Here is a 15,002-nt window from a genome sequence, read left to right as displayed (position 1 = left end):
TGAACCCATAAAGGGCCGTTATCTTATAGCAAAACGGCGACCAGAGGCCGCCGTTTAGTGCATTGCGCAAGTTTTTACGCAGCGGTTGCAGGCTCCGCCACCGCTGCCGGTTTCGGCAGTGACGACAGGAACGCCATGATCAGCGCCGCCACATACGGCAGCGATTGCACCAGCAACATCACCACCCAGAAGCGCATGTCGTTGCTCGGCAGGCCCTGCACCAGGTAGATCCCCAGCGCCGCGCCCCACAGCAGCAACATGATGAACATCTCTTCCCGCGCTTCGGAAATTGCTACCCAGAAGCCGTGGTTATCCGCGTTTTTCGGTGTGCGAAAGAACGGAATACTGGTGGTAAAGAAACCATACAGCACCGCTTTGGCGATGGTGTGGGACAACGCCAGCCCGGCCAGGGCCGCGCAGAACGCATCCTTGAGGTTTACGCCAACGGCGCGGCGGTAGAGGAAGATGATCTTGCCGACCTTGAACACAAACAGCGCCAACGGCGGGATTGCGAAGATCAGCAGCGGCGGGTCGACCCGGGTCGGCACAATGATCATCGCCGCCGACCACAACAGGGCGCCGACGGTGAAGAAGATGTTCATGCCATCTGCCACCCACGGCAACCAGCCCGCGAGGAAGTGGTAGCGCTGGCCACGGGTCAGTTCGGTGTCCTTGCCGCGCAACAGGCTGGCGGTGTGGCGCTTGATGATCTGGATCGCGCCATAGGCCCAACGGAACCGCTGTTTCTTGAAGTCGATAAAGGTATCGGGCATCAGGCCCTTACCGTAGCTGGTGTGGTAGTACGCAGCCGACAGACCTTTCTCGAATACCCGTAGGCCCAGTTCGGCGTCCTCACAGATGCACCAGTCGGCCCAACCCAGCTCTTCGAGTACCGAACGACGGGTCATGGTCATGGTGCCATGCTGGATGATCGCGTCGCGGTCGTTGCGGGTGACCATGCCAATATGGAAGAAGCCTTTGTATTCGGCGTAGCAGAGCTTCTTGAAGGTGCTTTCGTTCTGGTCGCGGTAATCCTGGGGCGACTGCACCACGGCGATTTTCGGATCGGCGAAGTGCGGCACCATGTGCTTGAGCCAGTTGGGCGACACGCAGTAGTCCGAATCGATCACCGCGATCACTTCGGCATCCTTGGCGGTATGCGGGATCAGGTAGTTCAGCGCGCCGCCCTTGAAACCGGCCAGGGGCGCGACGTGGAAGAACTTGAAGCGCGGGCCCAGCGTCTCACAGTAGTCGCGCACCGGTTCCCACACGGCCGGGTCCTTGGTGTTGTTGTCGATGATCAGGACTTCGTAGTCCGGGTAATCGAGGGCTGCCAGGGCGTCTAGGGTCTGTTTGACCATCTCCGGTGGCTCGTTGTAGCACGGCACATGGATAGACACTTTCGGGCGGTAGTCCGAATCGCCTTCAACCGGTAGGAATTCGCGCCGGCGCTTGTGAGTCCAGACCGCTTCCGCCAGCTCATGGGCCTCGGTCAGCAGCACGATAAACACCCCGAGCGCACCGAGTGCCAGCAGGAAACCCACCGTCAGGCTGAACCAGGTGCTGTATTGCTGACTGTAGTCGTAGCCGATCCATACCAGCACCGACCCGCACAGGAACGCGATAAAGGTCAGGAAGGTGCGGCCACGCTGGCGCAGGGCCGAGCCGTCGATCATCAGCAGGGTCAGCGACAGCAGCGCCAGCACCACCGAGCCGATGGCCAGCACTCGCCACTGCGGGATCGCCACGACCGGCCCTTCAAAGTTGAATTTCTGCTGGCGCGCGGCGTTGAACACGCCCCAATAGGCGCCGACCGAGCCTTCGTCACTGGCTTTCCAGGGTTGGTCGAAGGCTTCGATCACGAAGTAGTTGTAGCCCTGGCGGTTCAGCTTGTTCACCAGGGTACGCAGGTAAATGGCCTGGTCGGCCGGGGAGGCGTCTGCGCCACCACGCATGCGGCCGTTGCTCGGCCAGCCGACTTCCGACAGCAGCAGTGGCTTTTTCGGGAAGGTCTTCTTCAGATCCTTGGCCCGGTCGAGGACGAATTGCCCGGCCTGGGCCATCGGCACATGTTCCCAGTACGGCAGCACGTGCGCGGCGATCAGGTCGACATGCTTGCCCAACTGCGGGTTGTGCTCCCAGATGTGCCACTGCTCGGAGGTGGTCACCGGCACTTTGACGGCAGCGCGCACCCGGTCCAGCAGGACAATCAGCTCCTCAGGGGTGATTTCCTTGCGAAAGATCGCCTCGTTGCCGACCACCACGCGCACTACGCTGCGCGAGGTGTTGGCGATCTCGATGGCCCGCTGGATTTCGCGCTCGTTGCGCTCCAGGTCCGGGCTGATCCAGATCCCCAGGGTCACGCGCAGGCCGAACTCTTCCGCCAGCTTGGGAATATCCCCCAGGGTGCCGTCGACCGAATAGGTCCGAATGTTGTCCGTCAGCTTGCTCATGATCGCCAGGTCCTGACGCATCTGCTCGTCGCTCGGATACTGGTCTTTCTGCGGGTACTGGCCCTGCTGGAACGGCGAGTAGGAAAAGCCGGAAATCTGCTGGGGCCAGTTGGGAGTAGTGACCGGGCGGTTGATCAGCGCCCAGAAACCAGTGAACAGCGCGGCAATTGCCAGCACCACCACCAGGTTGAGTCCAAATTTACGCGATGACATAGCTGTTTCGGGTTCCAAAGGGTGTGGAACGAATGGAGGTGTCGAACGGCGCGCATCCTACACCGGCCCTTCCCTGAGCGTACAGCAAGCCAGGAAAAACCGGGCATTGGGCAGCGAAAGCGCTGGTAAGTTCTTTACTTATAGCTTGTAGCTTAGAACTTATCGCTGCGTAGCCCTATAATGCGCGCCGGTTTTTGGGGTAATGGTCATGAGCACAGAAGATCCACGGTTTGCCGGTGTCGCCCGTCTATATGGCATTGAAGGTCTGGAACGCTTGAAAGCGGCCCATGTGGCCATCGTCGGCGTGGGCGGTGTTGGCTCGTGGGCGGCAGAAGCCATGGCCCGTTGCGGGGTGGGCGAGATTTCGCTGTTTGACCTGGACGACGTGTGCGTCAGCAACAGCAATCGCCAGTTGCACGCCCTGGACAGCACCGTGGGCAAGCCCAAGGTCGAGGTGATGGCTGAGCGCCTGCGCGCGATCAACCCCGATTGCACCGTGCACGCGGTGGCGGATTTCGTGACCCGCGACACCATGGCCGAGTACATCACGCCGACTATCGACTGCGTGATCGACTGCATCGACGCGGTCAACGCCAAGGCAGCGCTGATCGCCTGGTGCAAGCGCCGCAAGATCCAGATCATCACCACCGGTGGCGCTGGCGGGCAAATTGACCCGACGCTGATCCAGGTGTGCGACCTGAACCGCACGTTCAACGACCCGCTGGCCTCGAAAGTGCGCTCCACCTTGCGCCGCGACTACGGCTTCTCGCGCACCGTGACCCGTCACTACAGCGTGCCTTGCGTGTTCTCCACCGAACAGCTGCGTTATCCCAAGCCTGACGGCAGCATCTGTTTGCAGAAGAGTTTTGTGGGCGATGGCGTGAAGCTGGACTGCGCGGGTGGGTTTGGCGCAGTGATGATGGTGACGGCGACCTTTGGCATGGTGGCGGCGACCAAGGCGGTGGACAAGATCGTGGCCGGGGTGCGCAGGCCTTCCGAGCGGGTCAAGCCCACCTGATCTCACTGCTGGGCATAAAACAAAATGTGGGAGCGGGCTTGCCCGCGATAGCCATTCTTCAGTCACTGCAATATTGACTGATACATCGCTATCGCGGGCAAGCCCGCTCCCACAGTTAGTTTTGTGTTTGGCTCAAGTCGCGCATGCGCTGCAAAACTGCATTCAGGCCATTGCTGCGCGACGGCGACAGCTGGCGGGAGAGCCCCAGTTGGTTGAACCAGTCAGGCAAGTCGACTGCCTGTAACTCGGCCGCCGAGAGCCCATTGACCCGCGCCAGCAACAAGGCCACCAGCCCACGAATCATGCGCGCATCGCTGCTGGCGGCAAACTGCCAATGGCCGTCCTGCAGTCGCCCTACCAGCCACACCAGGCTTTCACAGCCCTGCACCAGGTTGGCGTCGACCTTGCCTTCATCCGCCAACGCCGGCAGCCGCTCGCCCCATTGCATCAGCAGGCGGGCGCGTTGCTCCCAACTGCCGACGGCCTGAAAGGCCAGCAGTGCGGCCTGCGCATCCACTGGCAGGCTCATCGCAGCATGTCCAGTGCCTGGTCCAGCGCTTCAAAAAAGCGCTCCAGGTCATCGGAGTCGTTGTACAGCGCCAAAGAAACCCGGATCGCGCCAGATAAATGCAGGCTCTTGAGCAGGGGCATTGCACAGTGATGGCCGGCGCGGACCGCGATGCCCTGCTCGGTCAGCAGGTGGGCGAGGTCGGCGTTGTGTACGCCGTCCACCACAAAGCTGGCCAGGGCCACCTGCGGCGCGCCCAGCAGGCGCACGCCATTGCGCGCCTGCAAGCCGCGCAACAGGTAGTCATGCAGCGCCGCTTCGTGGGCGAGCACCGCCTGTTGATCCAGGGAGTTGAGGTAGTCCAGGGTCGCCCCCAGGCCAATCACCCCGGCAATCGGCGGCGTGCCCGCTTCGAAACCCAGGGGCGCGGGGCGGAAGCTGGCGCTGTGGTAGTCGGCCTGTTGCACCATCTCGCCGCCAAACTGCCAGTGGCGTAGCCGATGCAGGGCTTCGGTGCGGCCATAAAGCACGCCGACGCCGTCCGGGCCGTAGAGCTTGTGACTGGAAAACACATAGAAGTCGCAGCCCAGGGCCTGCACGTCATGGCGCCCGTGGACGATACCCTGGGCGCCGTCCACCACGGTCAAGGCGTCGTGGGCCTGGGCCAGTGCTAGCAACTGTGCGAGGGGCTGCCAGGCGCCCAGCACGTTGGACAGCTGGCTCACCGCCAGTAGCCGGGTGCGAGGCCCGATCAGCGCGGCGGCGGCTTGCAGGTCGATCAAGCCCTCGTCGTCGAGGGGCAGCACCACCAGCGTGAGCCCACGGCGTTTGGCCAACTGCTGCCAGGGCAACAGGTTGGCGTGATGTTCCAGGGCGCTGATGACAATTTCATCGCCCGGATTGAAGAGGTGCTCAAGGCCATAGGCCAGGAGGTTCAGCGCAGACGTCGCGCCGTGGGTGAAGATGATCTGCCCGCTGTCACCTGCGTTGAGCCATTGCGCCACTTTGCTGCGACTGTCCTCGAACGCCTGGGTCGCATGGGCGCCCGGCAAATGCTGGGCACGGTGCACATTGGCTGCGCCATTGGCGTAGTAATGGCTAAGGGCGTCCAACAGGGCTTGAGGTTTTTGCGTGGTGGCGGCGTTGTCCAGGTAGGTCTGGTCTTGCCGTTGCAAGGTAGCGATGGCCGGGAAATCGGCGCGCCAGGGCGAGGGCACAAGCATGGGATTGAAGACTCATATGAACCGGCCGTGCTGCAAGGCACGGCCGGCTCCGGTGGCATCGAGTCGCTGCTTAGTTGTGAGCGTGCAGCGCTGCGTTCAGTTCGATGGCCGACTTGTGGGTTTTGCACTCCACGGCACCGGTCTCGGAGTTACGGCGGAACAGCAGGTCCGGCTGGCCAGCCAATTCACGGGCCTTGACCACCTTGACCAGTTGGTTCTGCTCATCGAGCAGCGCCACTTTAGTGCCAGCAGTCACGTACAGGCCGGATTCCACGGTGTTGCGGTCGCCCAATGGGATACCGATACCGGCGTTGGCGCCGATCAGGCAGCCTTCGCCGACCTTGATCACGATGTTGCCGCCGCCCGACAAGGTGCCCATGGTGGAGCAACCTCCGCCCAGGTCCGAACCCTTGCCGACGAATACGCCAGCCGATACACGGCCTTCGATCATGCCCGGGCCTTCGGTGCCTGCGTTGAAGTTGATGAAGCCTTCATGCATCACGGTGGTGCCTTCGCCCACATAGGCGCCCAGGCGCAGACGCGCGGCATCGGCGATCCGCACACCGGCCGGGACCACGTAGTCGGTCATTTTCGGGAACTTGTCCACCGAGAACACTTCCAGCAACTCGCCACGCAGGCGTGCTTCCAGCTGGCGTTCGGCCAGTTCGCCAATGTCGATCGCACCCTGGCTGGTCCAGGCTACGTTCGGCAATTGCGGGAACACACCGGCCAGGCTCAGGCCATGGGGCTTGACCAGGCGATGGGACAGCAGGTGCAACTTGAGGTAGGCCTCTGGCGTGGAGGTCAGTGCGGCGTCTTCAGCCAACAGCGTGGCGACCAGCGGCTTGTGGCTTTCGGCCAGGCGGGTCAGCAGGGCGGCCTGGGTGGCATCTACATTTTTCAGTGCGTCAGCCAGTTGCGAGGCTTGGGCAATGGTGAAGGTGATCGCCCGGTTGCCTTCGGTGTAGCCAAGGATCGGCGCGATGGCGGCGACGATTTCGGCCGAAGGGTTGAGCAATGGCTGCGCGTAAAACACTTCCAGCCAAGCACCTTGGCGGTTCTGGGTGCCGACGCCGAAGCCCAGGCTGAACAGGGAATTGGACATGCTGTTACCTCTACAAAAATGAAGTGGCTGGCCTACTTGAGGGCCGCCGAATAACTTTCTGGCTTGAAGCCAATCAGGGTTCTGTCACCGAGATCGAGCACTGGACGCTTGATCATCGAGGGTTGTGCGAGCATCAGTTCAATGGCTTTCGCCTGGTCGAGATCGGCTTTGCGTTCGTCTTCGAGTTTGCGAAAGGTCGTGCCTGCACGGTTCAAAACCACCTGCCAACCGTGCTCGTTGCACCATTGGGTCAAGTGTTCGCGGTCGATACCGGCTGTCTTGTAGTCATGAAACTCATAGCTGATTGCATTTTCATCGAGCCAGGTACGAGCCTTTTTCATGGTGTCGCAGGCTTTGATGCCGAAAATCTGTAACTGATTGTTTTTATTGGGCATATTTCATTCCTAAAAATCTCCCCAATAGGGTCGCAAAAATTCAGCCAAGGATTATGCCACGTAGAGCCACTGCGCGCAGGCTACCTGGTCCAAAGGTGGGCAGGTCATGCGTGGGCTGCTTGATCCTCTGGAACCAGGCGGATTTCCACGCGTTGGCCCAGGGCCCTGGCAGCGCTGGCCAAAGTGGCGAGGGTCATACCCGAGTCATTTTGATCCAGGGCACGGTCCACGGCGGTTCTGCTGGTGTGCATCCGCTCTGCCAGCGCTTTTTTGCTGACTCGTTGATGCTTCATCGCCTGCGCGATCTGCCAGGCGATGACACGCTTGAGGGCCGCCGCGCAGACTTCTTCGCCGAGCCCTTGCTCGGCGAGGAAATCATCGAAGTCAGAACCGATATGCTTGTTCATGTGTGGTACCTCATAACCTTGCCTTACGCTGCTTGGCGGTTGCCATGTCGTACGCCGGTGTCTTTTGGCTTTTCTTGATGAAACCGTGGAGTAGCACCATGTTGCTGCCGATCACCGTGAAGATAATGCGGGCGATGGTGCCCTCCAGTTCAACCCTGACCTCCCATAGCCCTGAATCGAGCTTTCGCACTACGGGCATGCCGATTGGCCATCCCAGTTGCACGGTTTTTATTTCTATCCCAATGATTCGCCGGTGTTCACGGGGCAGATCTATCAGCCATTCACGTACCGGCTCGTTACCTGCGTCAGTGCGAAAAAAGCTCACATGTAAAGTGAGTGAGTTTTTACTCATGTGCTGGAGTGTACCTAAAATGGTGCGTTTTTCAATGTGTCGCTCTGCGGTCCGCTATCCATTGGTCTAGGCCCTGGCTGCGACTTATGTGCAACGGTCATCCAGCAGCATAGGCAGCTAATATGGCACTTCAAAGGCGCGTTGTTGCCTCAAGTGTGTCATTGCAAGTCGATTGTCCAGGAACCCCGCTTTATGCAAACCGCCTATACCGTTCTTATCCTGCTGATGCTGGTCAGCGTTTCGCGTCTGGTCGGGCGTGTTATCCCGTTGCCGTTGCCCTTGGTGCAGATTGCCGCTGGTGCCTTGCTGGCGTGGCCGACCCTGGGACTGCACGTGGCACTGGACCCGGAGTTGTTTCTTTTTCTGTTCTTGCCGCCGCTGCTGTTCTCCGACGGCTGGCGCATGCCCAAGCGTGAATTGTGGCGCCTGCGCGGGCCGATCCTGACGTTGGCGGTGGGGCTGGTGCTGTTTACCGTGGTGGGCGCCGGTTACTTTATCCATTGGTTGCTGCCGAGTATTCCGCTGCCGGTGGCCTTCGCCCTGGCGGCCGTTTTATCGCCGACAGACGCGGTGGCGGTGTCGGCAATTTCCCAGAACCGCCTGCCCACACCCTTGATGCATATGCTCCAGGGCGAAGCCCTGATGAACGATGCGTCGGGCCTGGTGACCTTCAAGTTCGCCCTGGTGGCGGCGTTGACCGGGGTGTTTTCCCTGGCCGATGCCAGCCTTACGTTTGTGCTGGTGGCGCTCGGTGGCCTGGCCATCGGTGTGGCCCTGAGCTGGCTGGTGGGGCGCTTGCGGGCCTGGATGATTGCCCGGGGTTGGGATGACCCGGCGACCCACGTGGTGTTTATGTTGCTGCTGCCGTTTGCCGCCTATGTGCTGGCTGAGCGCCTGGGGGCGTCGGGGATTTTGTCGGCGGTGGCGGCGGGCATGATGCAGAGCTGGCTCGACCTGCTGCCACGCCAGACCAGTACGCGCTTGCTCAATCGCAGTGTCTGGTCACTGCTGGAGTTTGCCTTCAACGGGCTGATCTTCCTGCTGCTGGGCCTGCAATTGCCCGACATCATCAAGGCGGTGACCAGCCACGAGAGCATGCTGTGGCCGACCTTGTTCTATCGCTGCCTGGACGTGATCGCGATCTTCCTGGTGCTGCTGGTGCTGCGGTTTATCTGGGTGCAGAGCATCTGGCGCCTGTCCGGCCTTCTACGCCGCCTGCGCGGCAAAAGCGAGCTGACCCTGGTGCCAACGGCCCGATCCTGCTGGCTATTGACCGTCGGCGGGGTGCGCGGGGCGGTGACCCTGGCCGGTGTGATGTCGGTGCCGTTGCTGTTCGCCCCCGGCCAGGCATTTCCAGAGCGCGACCTGCTGATCTTCATTGCCGCCGGGGTCATCCTGTTGTCGTTGGTGGCCGCCTGTATTGCCTTGCCCCTGTTGCTGCGGGGCATCGAGAAGAGTCCGGATGACAAGCGTCGCGGCGAGGTGCGCGATGCCTGGAGGAAAACCGCCGAGGCCGCGATTCATGCCCTTGAGGTGGAGGAGGCGGCAGAGGCGCCCCTGGACGCGGCCCAGGCTGCGCTGGCAGCGGAGCTCAAGGCGCGGATCATGTCGGAATATCGCCATCAACTGGAGGTGTTCAATGACTCGGCCGAAGCCCAGGCGCTGGCGCTGCAGATGGATCAACTGGAGCGCAAGCTGCGGCTCAAGGCCCTGCGCGCGCAACGCCTGGAATTGTATAGCCTGAGCCGTCACCACCAGATTGGTGATGACGTGCTGCGCGAAGTGCTGGCGGACCTGGATATGAGCGAAGCCAACCTGGGCACGCAGAAGTAGGCCTGTGCGGTGCCGTCAGCTCACCCCGGGGATATTCGGCCGGTATAGCCTCCTGATGGCCTCCTGGTCACCCGGCGACAGAAAGAAGTTTTCCGAGGTGCCATGCCCCTTGCGGCTCAAGTGTGCGGGAAAGAGGTAATGCATCACAGACTGTGGATCGTAGGCTGTGCTCTGCACGTCGGGACCTGTGAGTGGGTCGAGTATTTGTTCCTGGACCAGTTCTGCGGGGAAACGCTCACTGACGAAATAGTCACGCACCGCCTGCTCGTCCCAATCCAAGGTGCTTTGCGGGTGCTGGTGTTCATGCAGTAAGCCCAGGGCATGGCCGAATTCGTGCAAGGCATGAGTGCGTAACTGCTTGGAGTTATCGGTTCGGTCCAGGTGCAGGGTGGGCTGGTCTTCATCGACCAGCAAGGCGTCGGTACCGATGACCGACCAACTGCCGGTAAAACCCTCGTCGTCGGAGACACGAATATCGCCGCGTTTGCCCTCGACGATTTCAAACTGCAGGCCGGGCGTGTGATGGGCCCACTCCTTGAGTGCATCGATGACCAGGGCTTGGCTTTTCTTGTTTGCCAGGTCCAGGCTCACCGTGATAACGCCGGGCGACCAGCGTTTTGAGCTGTCTGCGACACCTCTTCTGTTGCGCGCTGTGCGGTCGGCCGGCGAGTTGTCGCTGGAGGGTGCGAATTGTTGGATAGGGACGTTGGGGAATAACGGGGTTACTTGGCTCATGGACTCTACTCATGGGGCGGTTGTCAGATAGTGATGAGATGAAAAGGGCTTCAAGCACCTACTCCGATTGCTCTTGCGCCGACGACGATTGCGGGGCGGCCAGGGCCCATTCGTAAGTTGAGAGCGAACCACGTTGGTCAGTGATGAGGAATGCCTGGCGCAAGGAACTGTTTTTGGGCGGGTAGAGGCTGTCTGCCAGATACTTGTCGCTGGATGAAAGTTCGTAGGGTTCGCTGTTGGTTATTCCGTCCGCCATATGTTTTGCGGGGAGATGGTCGTGCGTGACGGAGTTCTTATCGTAGGGCGTTAGTTTGATTGAGTTGCTGGCGCTTAACTTTGTAAAAAGCTCATTTTTTCCAAAGTTATTAAGCTCGATAATAATAGGGGCGGGGTCGTACTTTAACGGGCTGTCGGGATGGGTTGTTGTTATTGAAGAGTTGCTCGGGGCGGTATCGTTTGTGCTCAGGCTAGGAAGTGGGAAAGGGGTTGAACTTGGGTTTGCGATCATAGGCACTCCGGCGCCAACGTAAGAAAGGCGAAGGCTCTTTGTAAAGTTTGTTGCCTCTACAAAGTGGGAATTTAGCCGGAGTAGTTCCGCAGTAATTATTTCTGCGTATGAGTCGAGGTGGGCCTGGAGTGCAACTAATTACCAAAGGTGGGCGAATGTTGGCCGCCCCCGAGGTGGGAGCGGCCCCGTGTTTCAACGACGGCGCTGGATAAAGTCGCGAATTCGTTCGGCCGCCTCGACGCATTCGGCCAATGGCGCAACCAAGGCCAGACGCACCCGTCCAGCTCCTGGATTGAAACCCTCGACTTCCCGCGACAGGTACGAGCCCGGCACCACGGTCACATGTTCCTCCACGAACAGGTCGCGGCAGAACGCGGCATCATCGCCCTCAACGTTGGGCCACAGGTAGAAGCCCCCGTCCGGGTTCTGTACGTCCAGTACCGGTTTGAGGATCGCCAGCACGGCGTCGAATTTCTGCCGGTACAGGTCGCGATTGGCCTGTACATGGGCTTCGTCCTGCCACGCGGCGATGCTCGCCAGTTGGGTTTGCACCGGCATCGCGCAGCCGTGGTAGGTGCGGTACAGCAGGAAGGCCTTGAGGATCTCGGCATCCCCGGCCACAAACCCGGAACGCAGGCCCGGCAAGTTGGAACGCTTGGACAGGCTGTGGAACACCACGCAGCGCTTGAAGTCCTGGCGACCCAGTTCGACACACGCGCTGAGCAGGCCCGGTGGTGGGGTTTGCTCGTCGAAGTACAGCTCGCTGTAGCACTCGTCGGCGGCGATCACGAAGTCGTATTGGTCGGCCAGGGCAATCAGTTTTTTCAGGGTGTCGACCGGGATCAGTGCGCCGGTCGGGTTGCCGGGAGAGCACAGGAACAGGATCTGGCAACGCTTCCAGATGTCAGGCGAGACCGCATCGAAATCCGGGTTGAAGCCGTTTTCATCCAGGCACGGCAAGTAATGCGGCTTGGCCCCGGCGAGGAACGCTGCGCCTTCGTAGATCTGGTAGAACGGATTCGGGCTGACCACCAGGGCATCGTCGCCGCGGTTGACCACGGTCTGGGTGAAGGCGAACAGCGCTTCACGAGTGCCATTGACCGGCAGGATATTGCGCGCCGGGTCGAGCCAGCCCTTGGGCACGTTGAAACGCCGTTCGCACCACGTGCCAATCGCCTCGCGCAAGGCGGGGATGCCCAGGGTGGTGGGGTACACCGCCATCTGGTCAAGGTTGTTGGCCAGGGCCTGGGCGACGAAATCCGGGGATTTGTGCTTGGGTTCGCCGATGGACAGGGCAATCGGGCGTTTGTCCGGGTTCGGCGTGACGCTGCCCAGCAGGGCTCGCAGTTTCTCGAACGGGTAGGGCTGCAGTTGGTTCAGGGCGTTGTTCATCGGGGCCTCTATCGTTGAGCACGGCCCTGTGGGAGCTGGCTTGCCTGCGATGGCATCGCCTCGGTGTACCAGATACACCGCGCCGCCCGCATCGCAGGCAAGCCAGCTCCTACAAGGTCCGCACCCCCAGGGAAATTAAATTCAACTCAAATGGTTATTCTGGACAACTCCGCGCCAGGCTCCTGGTTCACGCTCAATTGCGCAACGATGGCGTCCTGCAAGCGGCGGCATAGTTCAGGGTCGGACAGCGGCTGGTTATCGGCATCGGTGATAAAGAACACGTCTTCGACCCGCTCGCCCAGGGTGGCAATCTTGGCGTTTTGCAACGACAGGTCAAACTCCAGGAAAATCCCGCCGATCCGCGCCAGCAGGCCAGGGCGATCCGGCGCGCTGAGTTCCAGTACGGTCACCGGGCGCTGGGCATCGTTGTGGATCGTCACCTGGGGCGCAAAGGCAAAATGCTTGAGCTGGCGCGGCACCCGGCGCTGGATGATGGTTGGGTAGTCGTCGGGGTTGCGCAGGGCTTCGGTCAGGCCTGCGCGGATCTTTTTCACCCGCTCGGGGTTGTCGCCGATGGACTCGCCTTCGGTGTCGAGCACGATGTAGGTGTCGAGGGTGAACTGGCTGCTGGACGTAATGACCCGGGCGTCGTGAATGTTCAGATTGAGCTGGTCCATCGCAGCCACGGTCACGGCGAAGAAGTCGTGCTGGTCCGGGGCGTAGATGAATATCTGCGTGCCGCCTTCGAATTCACGCTGGGTGGTTTCCTTGATCAGCACCAGCGGGCCACCGTCGGCCGGCTGCTGGAGAATCGCGTCGGTGTGCCAGGCCACGTCGCCTGCGGTGTGGCGCAGGAAATAGTCGTCGCCCAACTGCGACCAGAGTTGCTCCACATCGTCCGGGTCGTTGCCGCCACGCACCAGGATATCCAGGGCTGCGTTCTGGGTGCGGCGGATCTGTTCTTCGCGGTCCACCGGGTTTTCCAGGCCCCGGCGCAAGGCGCGCTTGGTCTCGGTATACAGCTGGCGCAACAGGCTGGCGCGCCACGAATTCCAGAGGGTCGGGTTGGTGGCGTTAATGTCGGAGACGGTCAGTACGTACAGGTAGTCGAGGCGGGTTTCGTCGCCGACGATCTGCGCAAAATCATGGATCACCTGCGGGTCGGACAAGTCCTTGCGCTGGGCGGTGGTGGACATCACCAAGTGGTTCTGTACCAGCCAGACGATCAGGCGGCTGTCCCACTGCGGTAACTGGTGACGCTGGCAGAAGGCTTGCGCATCCACCGCGCCGATTTCCGAATGGTCGCCGTGCCGACCCTTGCCGATATCGTGATAAAGGCCGGCGAGGTAGATCAGCTCAGGCTTTGGCAGCCTGGCCATCAGCTTACTGGCCAGCGGGAATTTCTCTGACACCTGGGTGTATTGCAACTTACGCAGGTGTTTGATCAGGTTCAGGGTGTGGGCGTCGACTGTATAGATGTGGAACAGGTCGTGCTGCATCTGCCCGACAATAAAGCCGAACTCCGGCAGGTAGCGCCCAAGGATGCCGTAGCGGTTCATGCGCCGCAGGTTGCGGTGGATGCCGATCTTGCACTTGAACAGCTCGATAAACAGGCTGGTATTGCGGATGTCATGGCGAAATTCGTCATCGATCAGGTGACGGTTTTCCCGCAGCAAACGGATGGTGTCGGCGCGTACGCCCTTGATTTCCGGTTGCTGGGCCATCAGCACGAAAATTTCCAGCATGGCAAATGGCGTGCGCTTGAACACGTTGTCGTTGCGCGCCTCGATATAGCCATCGTGCAGTTGGAAGCGCGCGTTGATCGGTTGCGGCGGCGCTTCGTCTTCCGGGGCCAGGATCACTTCTTCAAAGTGCTGGATGATCAGGTCGCTGAGCTGGGCGATGCTCATGACCACCCGGTAGTACTGCTGCATGAAGCTTTCGATACTGGTCTTCGCGTCTTCGCCCTCGAAGCCCAGCAGGGCGGCGATGGAGCGTTGGTGGTCGAACAGCAGGCGGTCTTCGGAGCGTCCGGCCAGCATGTGCAGGGCGTAGCGCACCTTCCACAAAAACTCCTGGGACGAGGCCAGCAGGGCGTTTTCGCTCTCGACCAAAAAGCCTTCGCCGGCCAGGGCACGCAGGTTCAGGGTGCCGTACTGGCGCCTGGCTACCCACAAGATGGTCTGGATATCCCGCAGCCCGCCGGGCGAGCCCTTGACGTTGGGTTCCAGGTTGTATTCGGTGTCGTTGTACTTGTGATGCCGGGCTTTCTGCTCGGCGCGCTTGGCCAGGAAGAACTCCTTGCTCGGCCACATGTGTGCGGTGCTGGTGACTTCCAGCATGCGCTGGCGCAGGCGCTCGGGGCCGCAGATGGTACGGCTTTCCATCAGGTTGGTGACCACGGTCAGGTCGGCGCGGGCCTCTTCGGCGCATTCCGCCACCGAGCGCACGCTCTGGCCGACTTCCAGGCCGATGTCCCACAGCAGCGTCAGAAAACGCTCGATGGAATCACGAAAGATCTCATGGTCTGCACTGTCCAACAGGATCAGCAGGTCGATATCGGAGTAGGGGTGCAGTTCGCCCCGGCCATAGCCGCCGACGGCCACCAGGGCAATGTCGGCGTCTTCGCTCCAGTCGAACTGTTCCCAGGCCTTTTGCAGGATGTTATCGACGAACCAGGCGCGATCCTCGATCAGTCGGCGAATCTCCCGGCCGCTGCGAAAGCGCCCGTCGAGCACCTCGCGGGCCTGGCGGATGGCCTTTTTGAAGGCGGCAATCGGGCTTGCCTTCAGCGCCAGTTCCGCCTGGAACTGGCCTCGGTCGAAGAGTTCGGGATCCACCTGGGGCATCGATCGGCTTT

The 15,002-nt window shown here is 61.0% G+C and carries 13 protein-coding genes; 2 read left to right on the top strand and 11 right to left on the bottom strand.

The window, feature by feature from the left end; genetic code table 11:
* Positions 1-74 precede the first annotated feature (74 nt).
* A complete protein-coding gene (locus tag HBO12_RS18920) occupies positions 75-2,666 on the bottom strand; it encodes a glycosyltransferase (RefSeq protein WP_169955726.1) in 2,592 nt (863 codons plus the stop codon).
* 208 nt (positions 2,667-2,874) lie between these two features.
* On the opposite strand from HBO12_RS18920, the gene tcdA reads away from it, so the two are divergent.
* The gene (gene tcdA / locus HBO12_RS18915) at positions 2,875-3,684 is read left to right on the top strand and encodes a tRNA cyclic N6-threonylcarbamoyladenosine(37) synthase TcdA (RefSeq protein ID WP_390620680.1); all 810 of its coding nucleotides are present in this window, start codon (positions 2,875-2,877) and stop codon (positions 3,682-3,684) included.
* Positions 3,685-3,799: 115 nt separating this feature from the next.
* On the opposite strand, the gene HBO12_RS18910 is transcribed toward tcdA, so the two are convergent.
* The 6 genes from HBO12_RS18910 to HBO12_RS18885 all read right to left on the bottom strand — a co-directional run bounded on the left by HBO12_RS18910 (position 3,800) and on the right by HBO12_RS18885 (position 7,674).
* Positions 3,800-4,213, bottom strand: coding sequence for a SufE family protein (locus tag HBO12_RS18910; protein ID WP_170042931.1), 414 nt, complete (start codon positions 4,211-4,213; stop codon positions 3,800-3,802).
* Positions 4,210-5,415 carry an aminotransferase class V-fold PLP-dependent enzyme gene (locus HBO12_RS18905; RefSeq protein ID WP_170042930.1) on the bottom strand — a complete coding sequence of 402 codons (1,206 nt, stop codon included), beginning with the start codon at positions 5,413-5,415 and terminating at the stop codon, positions 4,210-4,212. Before HBO12_RS18905 ends, HBO12_RS18910 begins: the two co-directional genes overlap by 4 nt.
* A 70-nt stretch (positions 5,416-5,485) precedes the next feature.
* The gene (dapD, locus tag HBO12_RS18900) at positions 5,486-6,520 is read right to left on the bottom strand and encodes a 2,3,4,5-tetrahydropyridine-2,6-dicarboxylate N-succinyltransferase (protein WP_169955730.1); all 1,035 of its coding nucleotides are present in this window, start codon (positions 6,518-6,520) and stop codon (positions 5,486-5,488) included.
* Between the two features lie 32 nt (positions 6,521-6,552).
* Positions 6,553-6,915, bottom strand: a complete 363-nt coding sequence (locus HBO12_RS18895) for an ArsC family reductase (RefSeq protein ID WP_169955731.1) — start codon at positions 6,913-6,915, stop codon at positions 6,553-6,555.
* Between the two features lie 104 nt (positions 6,916-7,019).
* Positions 7,020-7,322: an XRE family transcriptional regulator gene (locus HBO12_RS18890; protein ID WP_070995736.1), complete on the bottom strand. Its 303-nt coding sequence runs from the start codon at positions 7,320-7,322 to the stop codon at positions 7,020-7,022.
* 10 nt (positions 7,323-7,332) lie between these two features.
* Positions 7,333-7,674 (bottom strand): type II toxin-antitoxin system RelE/ParE family toxin, encoded by a 342-nt coding sequence (locus HBO12_RS18885; RefSeq protein WP_169955732.1) that lies wholly within the window; start codon positions 7,672-7,674, stop codon positions 7,333-7,335.
* 192 nt (positions 7,675-7,866) lie between these two features.
* Here HBO12_RS18885 and HBO12_RS18880 point away from each other — a divergent pair, with 192 nt between their 5' ends.
* On the top strand, positions 7,867-9,507 hold the full coding sequence (locus tag HBO12_RS18880) for a Na+/H+ antiporter (protein ID WP_170042929.1): 1,641 nt from the start codon (positions 7,867-7,869) through the stop codon (positions 9,505-9,507).
* Between the two features lie 15 nt (positions 9,508-9,522).
* Here the strand turns inward: HBO12_RS18880 and HBO12_RS18875 are convergent, their stop codons facing one another.
* The 4 genes from HBO12_RS18875 to HBO12_RS18860 form a co-directional block, all read right to left on the bottom strand.
* Entirely contained in the window at positions 9,523-10,242 is a 720-nt protein-coding gene (locus HBO12_RS18875) for a matrixin family metalloprotease (protein WP_170042928.1), read from the bottom strand.
* A gap of 58 nt (positions 10,243-10,300) precedes the next feature.
* Complete coding sequence (locus HBO12_RS18870) at positions 10,301-10,750, bottom strand: hypothetical protein (RefSeq protein WP_170042927.1); 450 nt, start codon at positions 10,748-10,750, stop codon at positions 10,301-10,303.
* Positions 10,751-10,942: 192 nt separating this feature from the next.
* Positions 10,943-12,142, bottom strand: coding sequence for a succinyldiaminopimelate transaminase (dapC, locus tag HBO12_RS18865; protein ID WP_170042926.1), 1,200 nt, complete (start codon positions 12,140-12,142; stop codon positions 10,943-10,945).
* 146 nt (positions 12,143-12,288) lie between these two features.
* The gene (locus tag HBO12_RS18860; RefSeq protein ID WP_169955737.1) at positions 12,289-14,991 is read right to left on the bottom strand and encodes a [protein-PII] uridylyltransferase; all 2,703 of its coding nucleotides are present in this window, start codon (positions 14,989-14,991) and stop codon (positions 12,289-12,291) included.
* Positions 14,992-15,002: the final 11 nt, after the last annotated feature.

Origin of the sequence: Pseudomonas sp. WS 5059 (genome assembly GCF_012985525.1) — a bacterium.
In the GTDB taxonomy this organism is placed as follows: domain Bacteria; phylum Pseudomonadota; class Gammaproteobacteria; order Pseudomonadales; family Pseudomonadaceae; genus Aquipseudomonas.
This window is presented reverse-complemented; position numbering and strand designations above follow the sequence as displayed.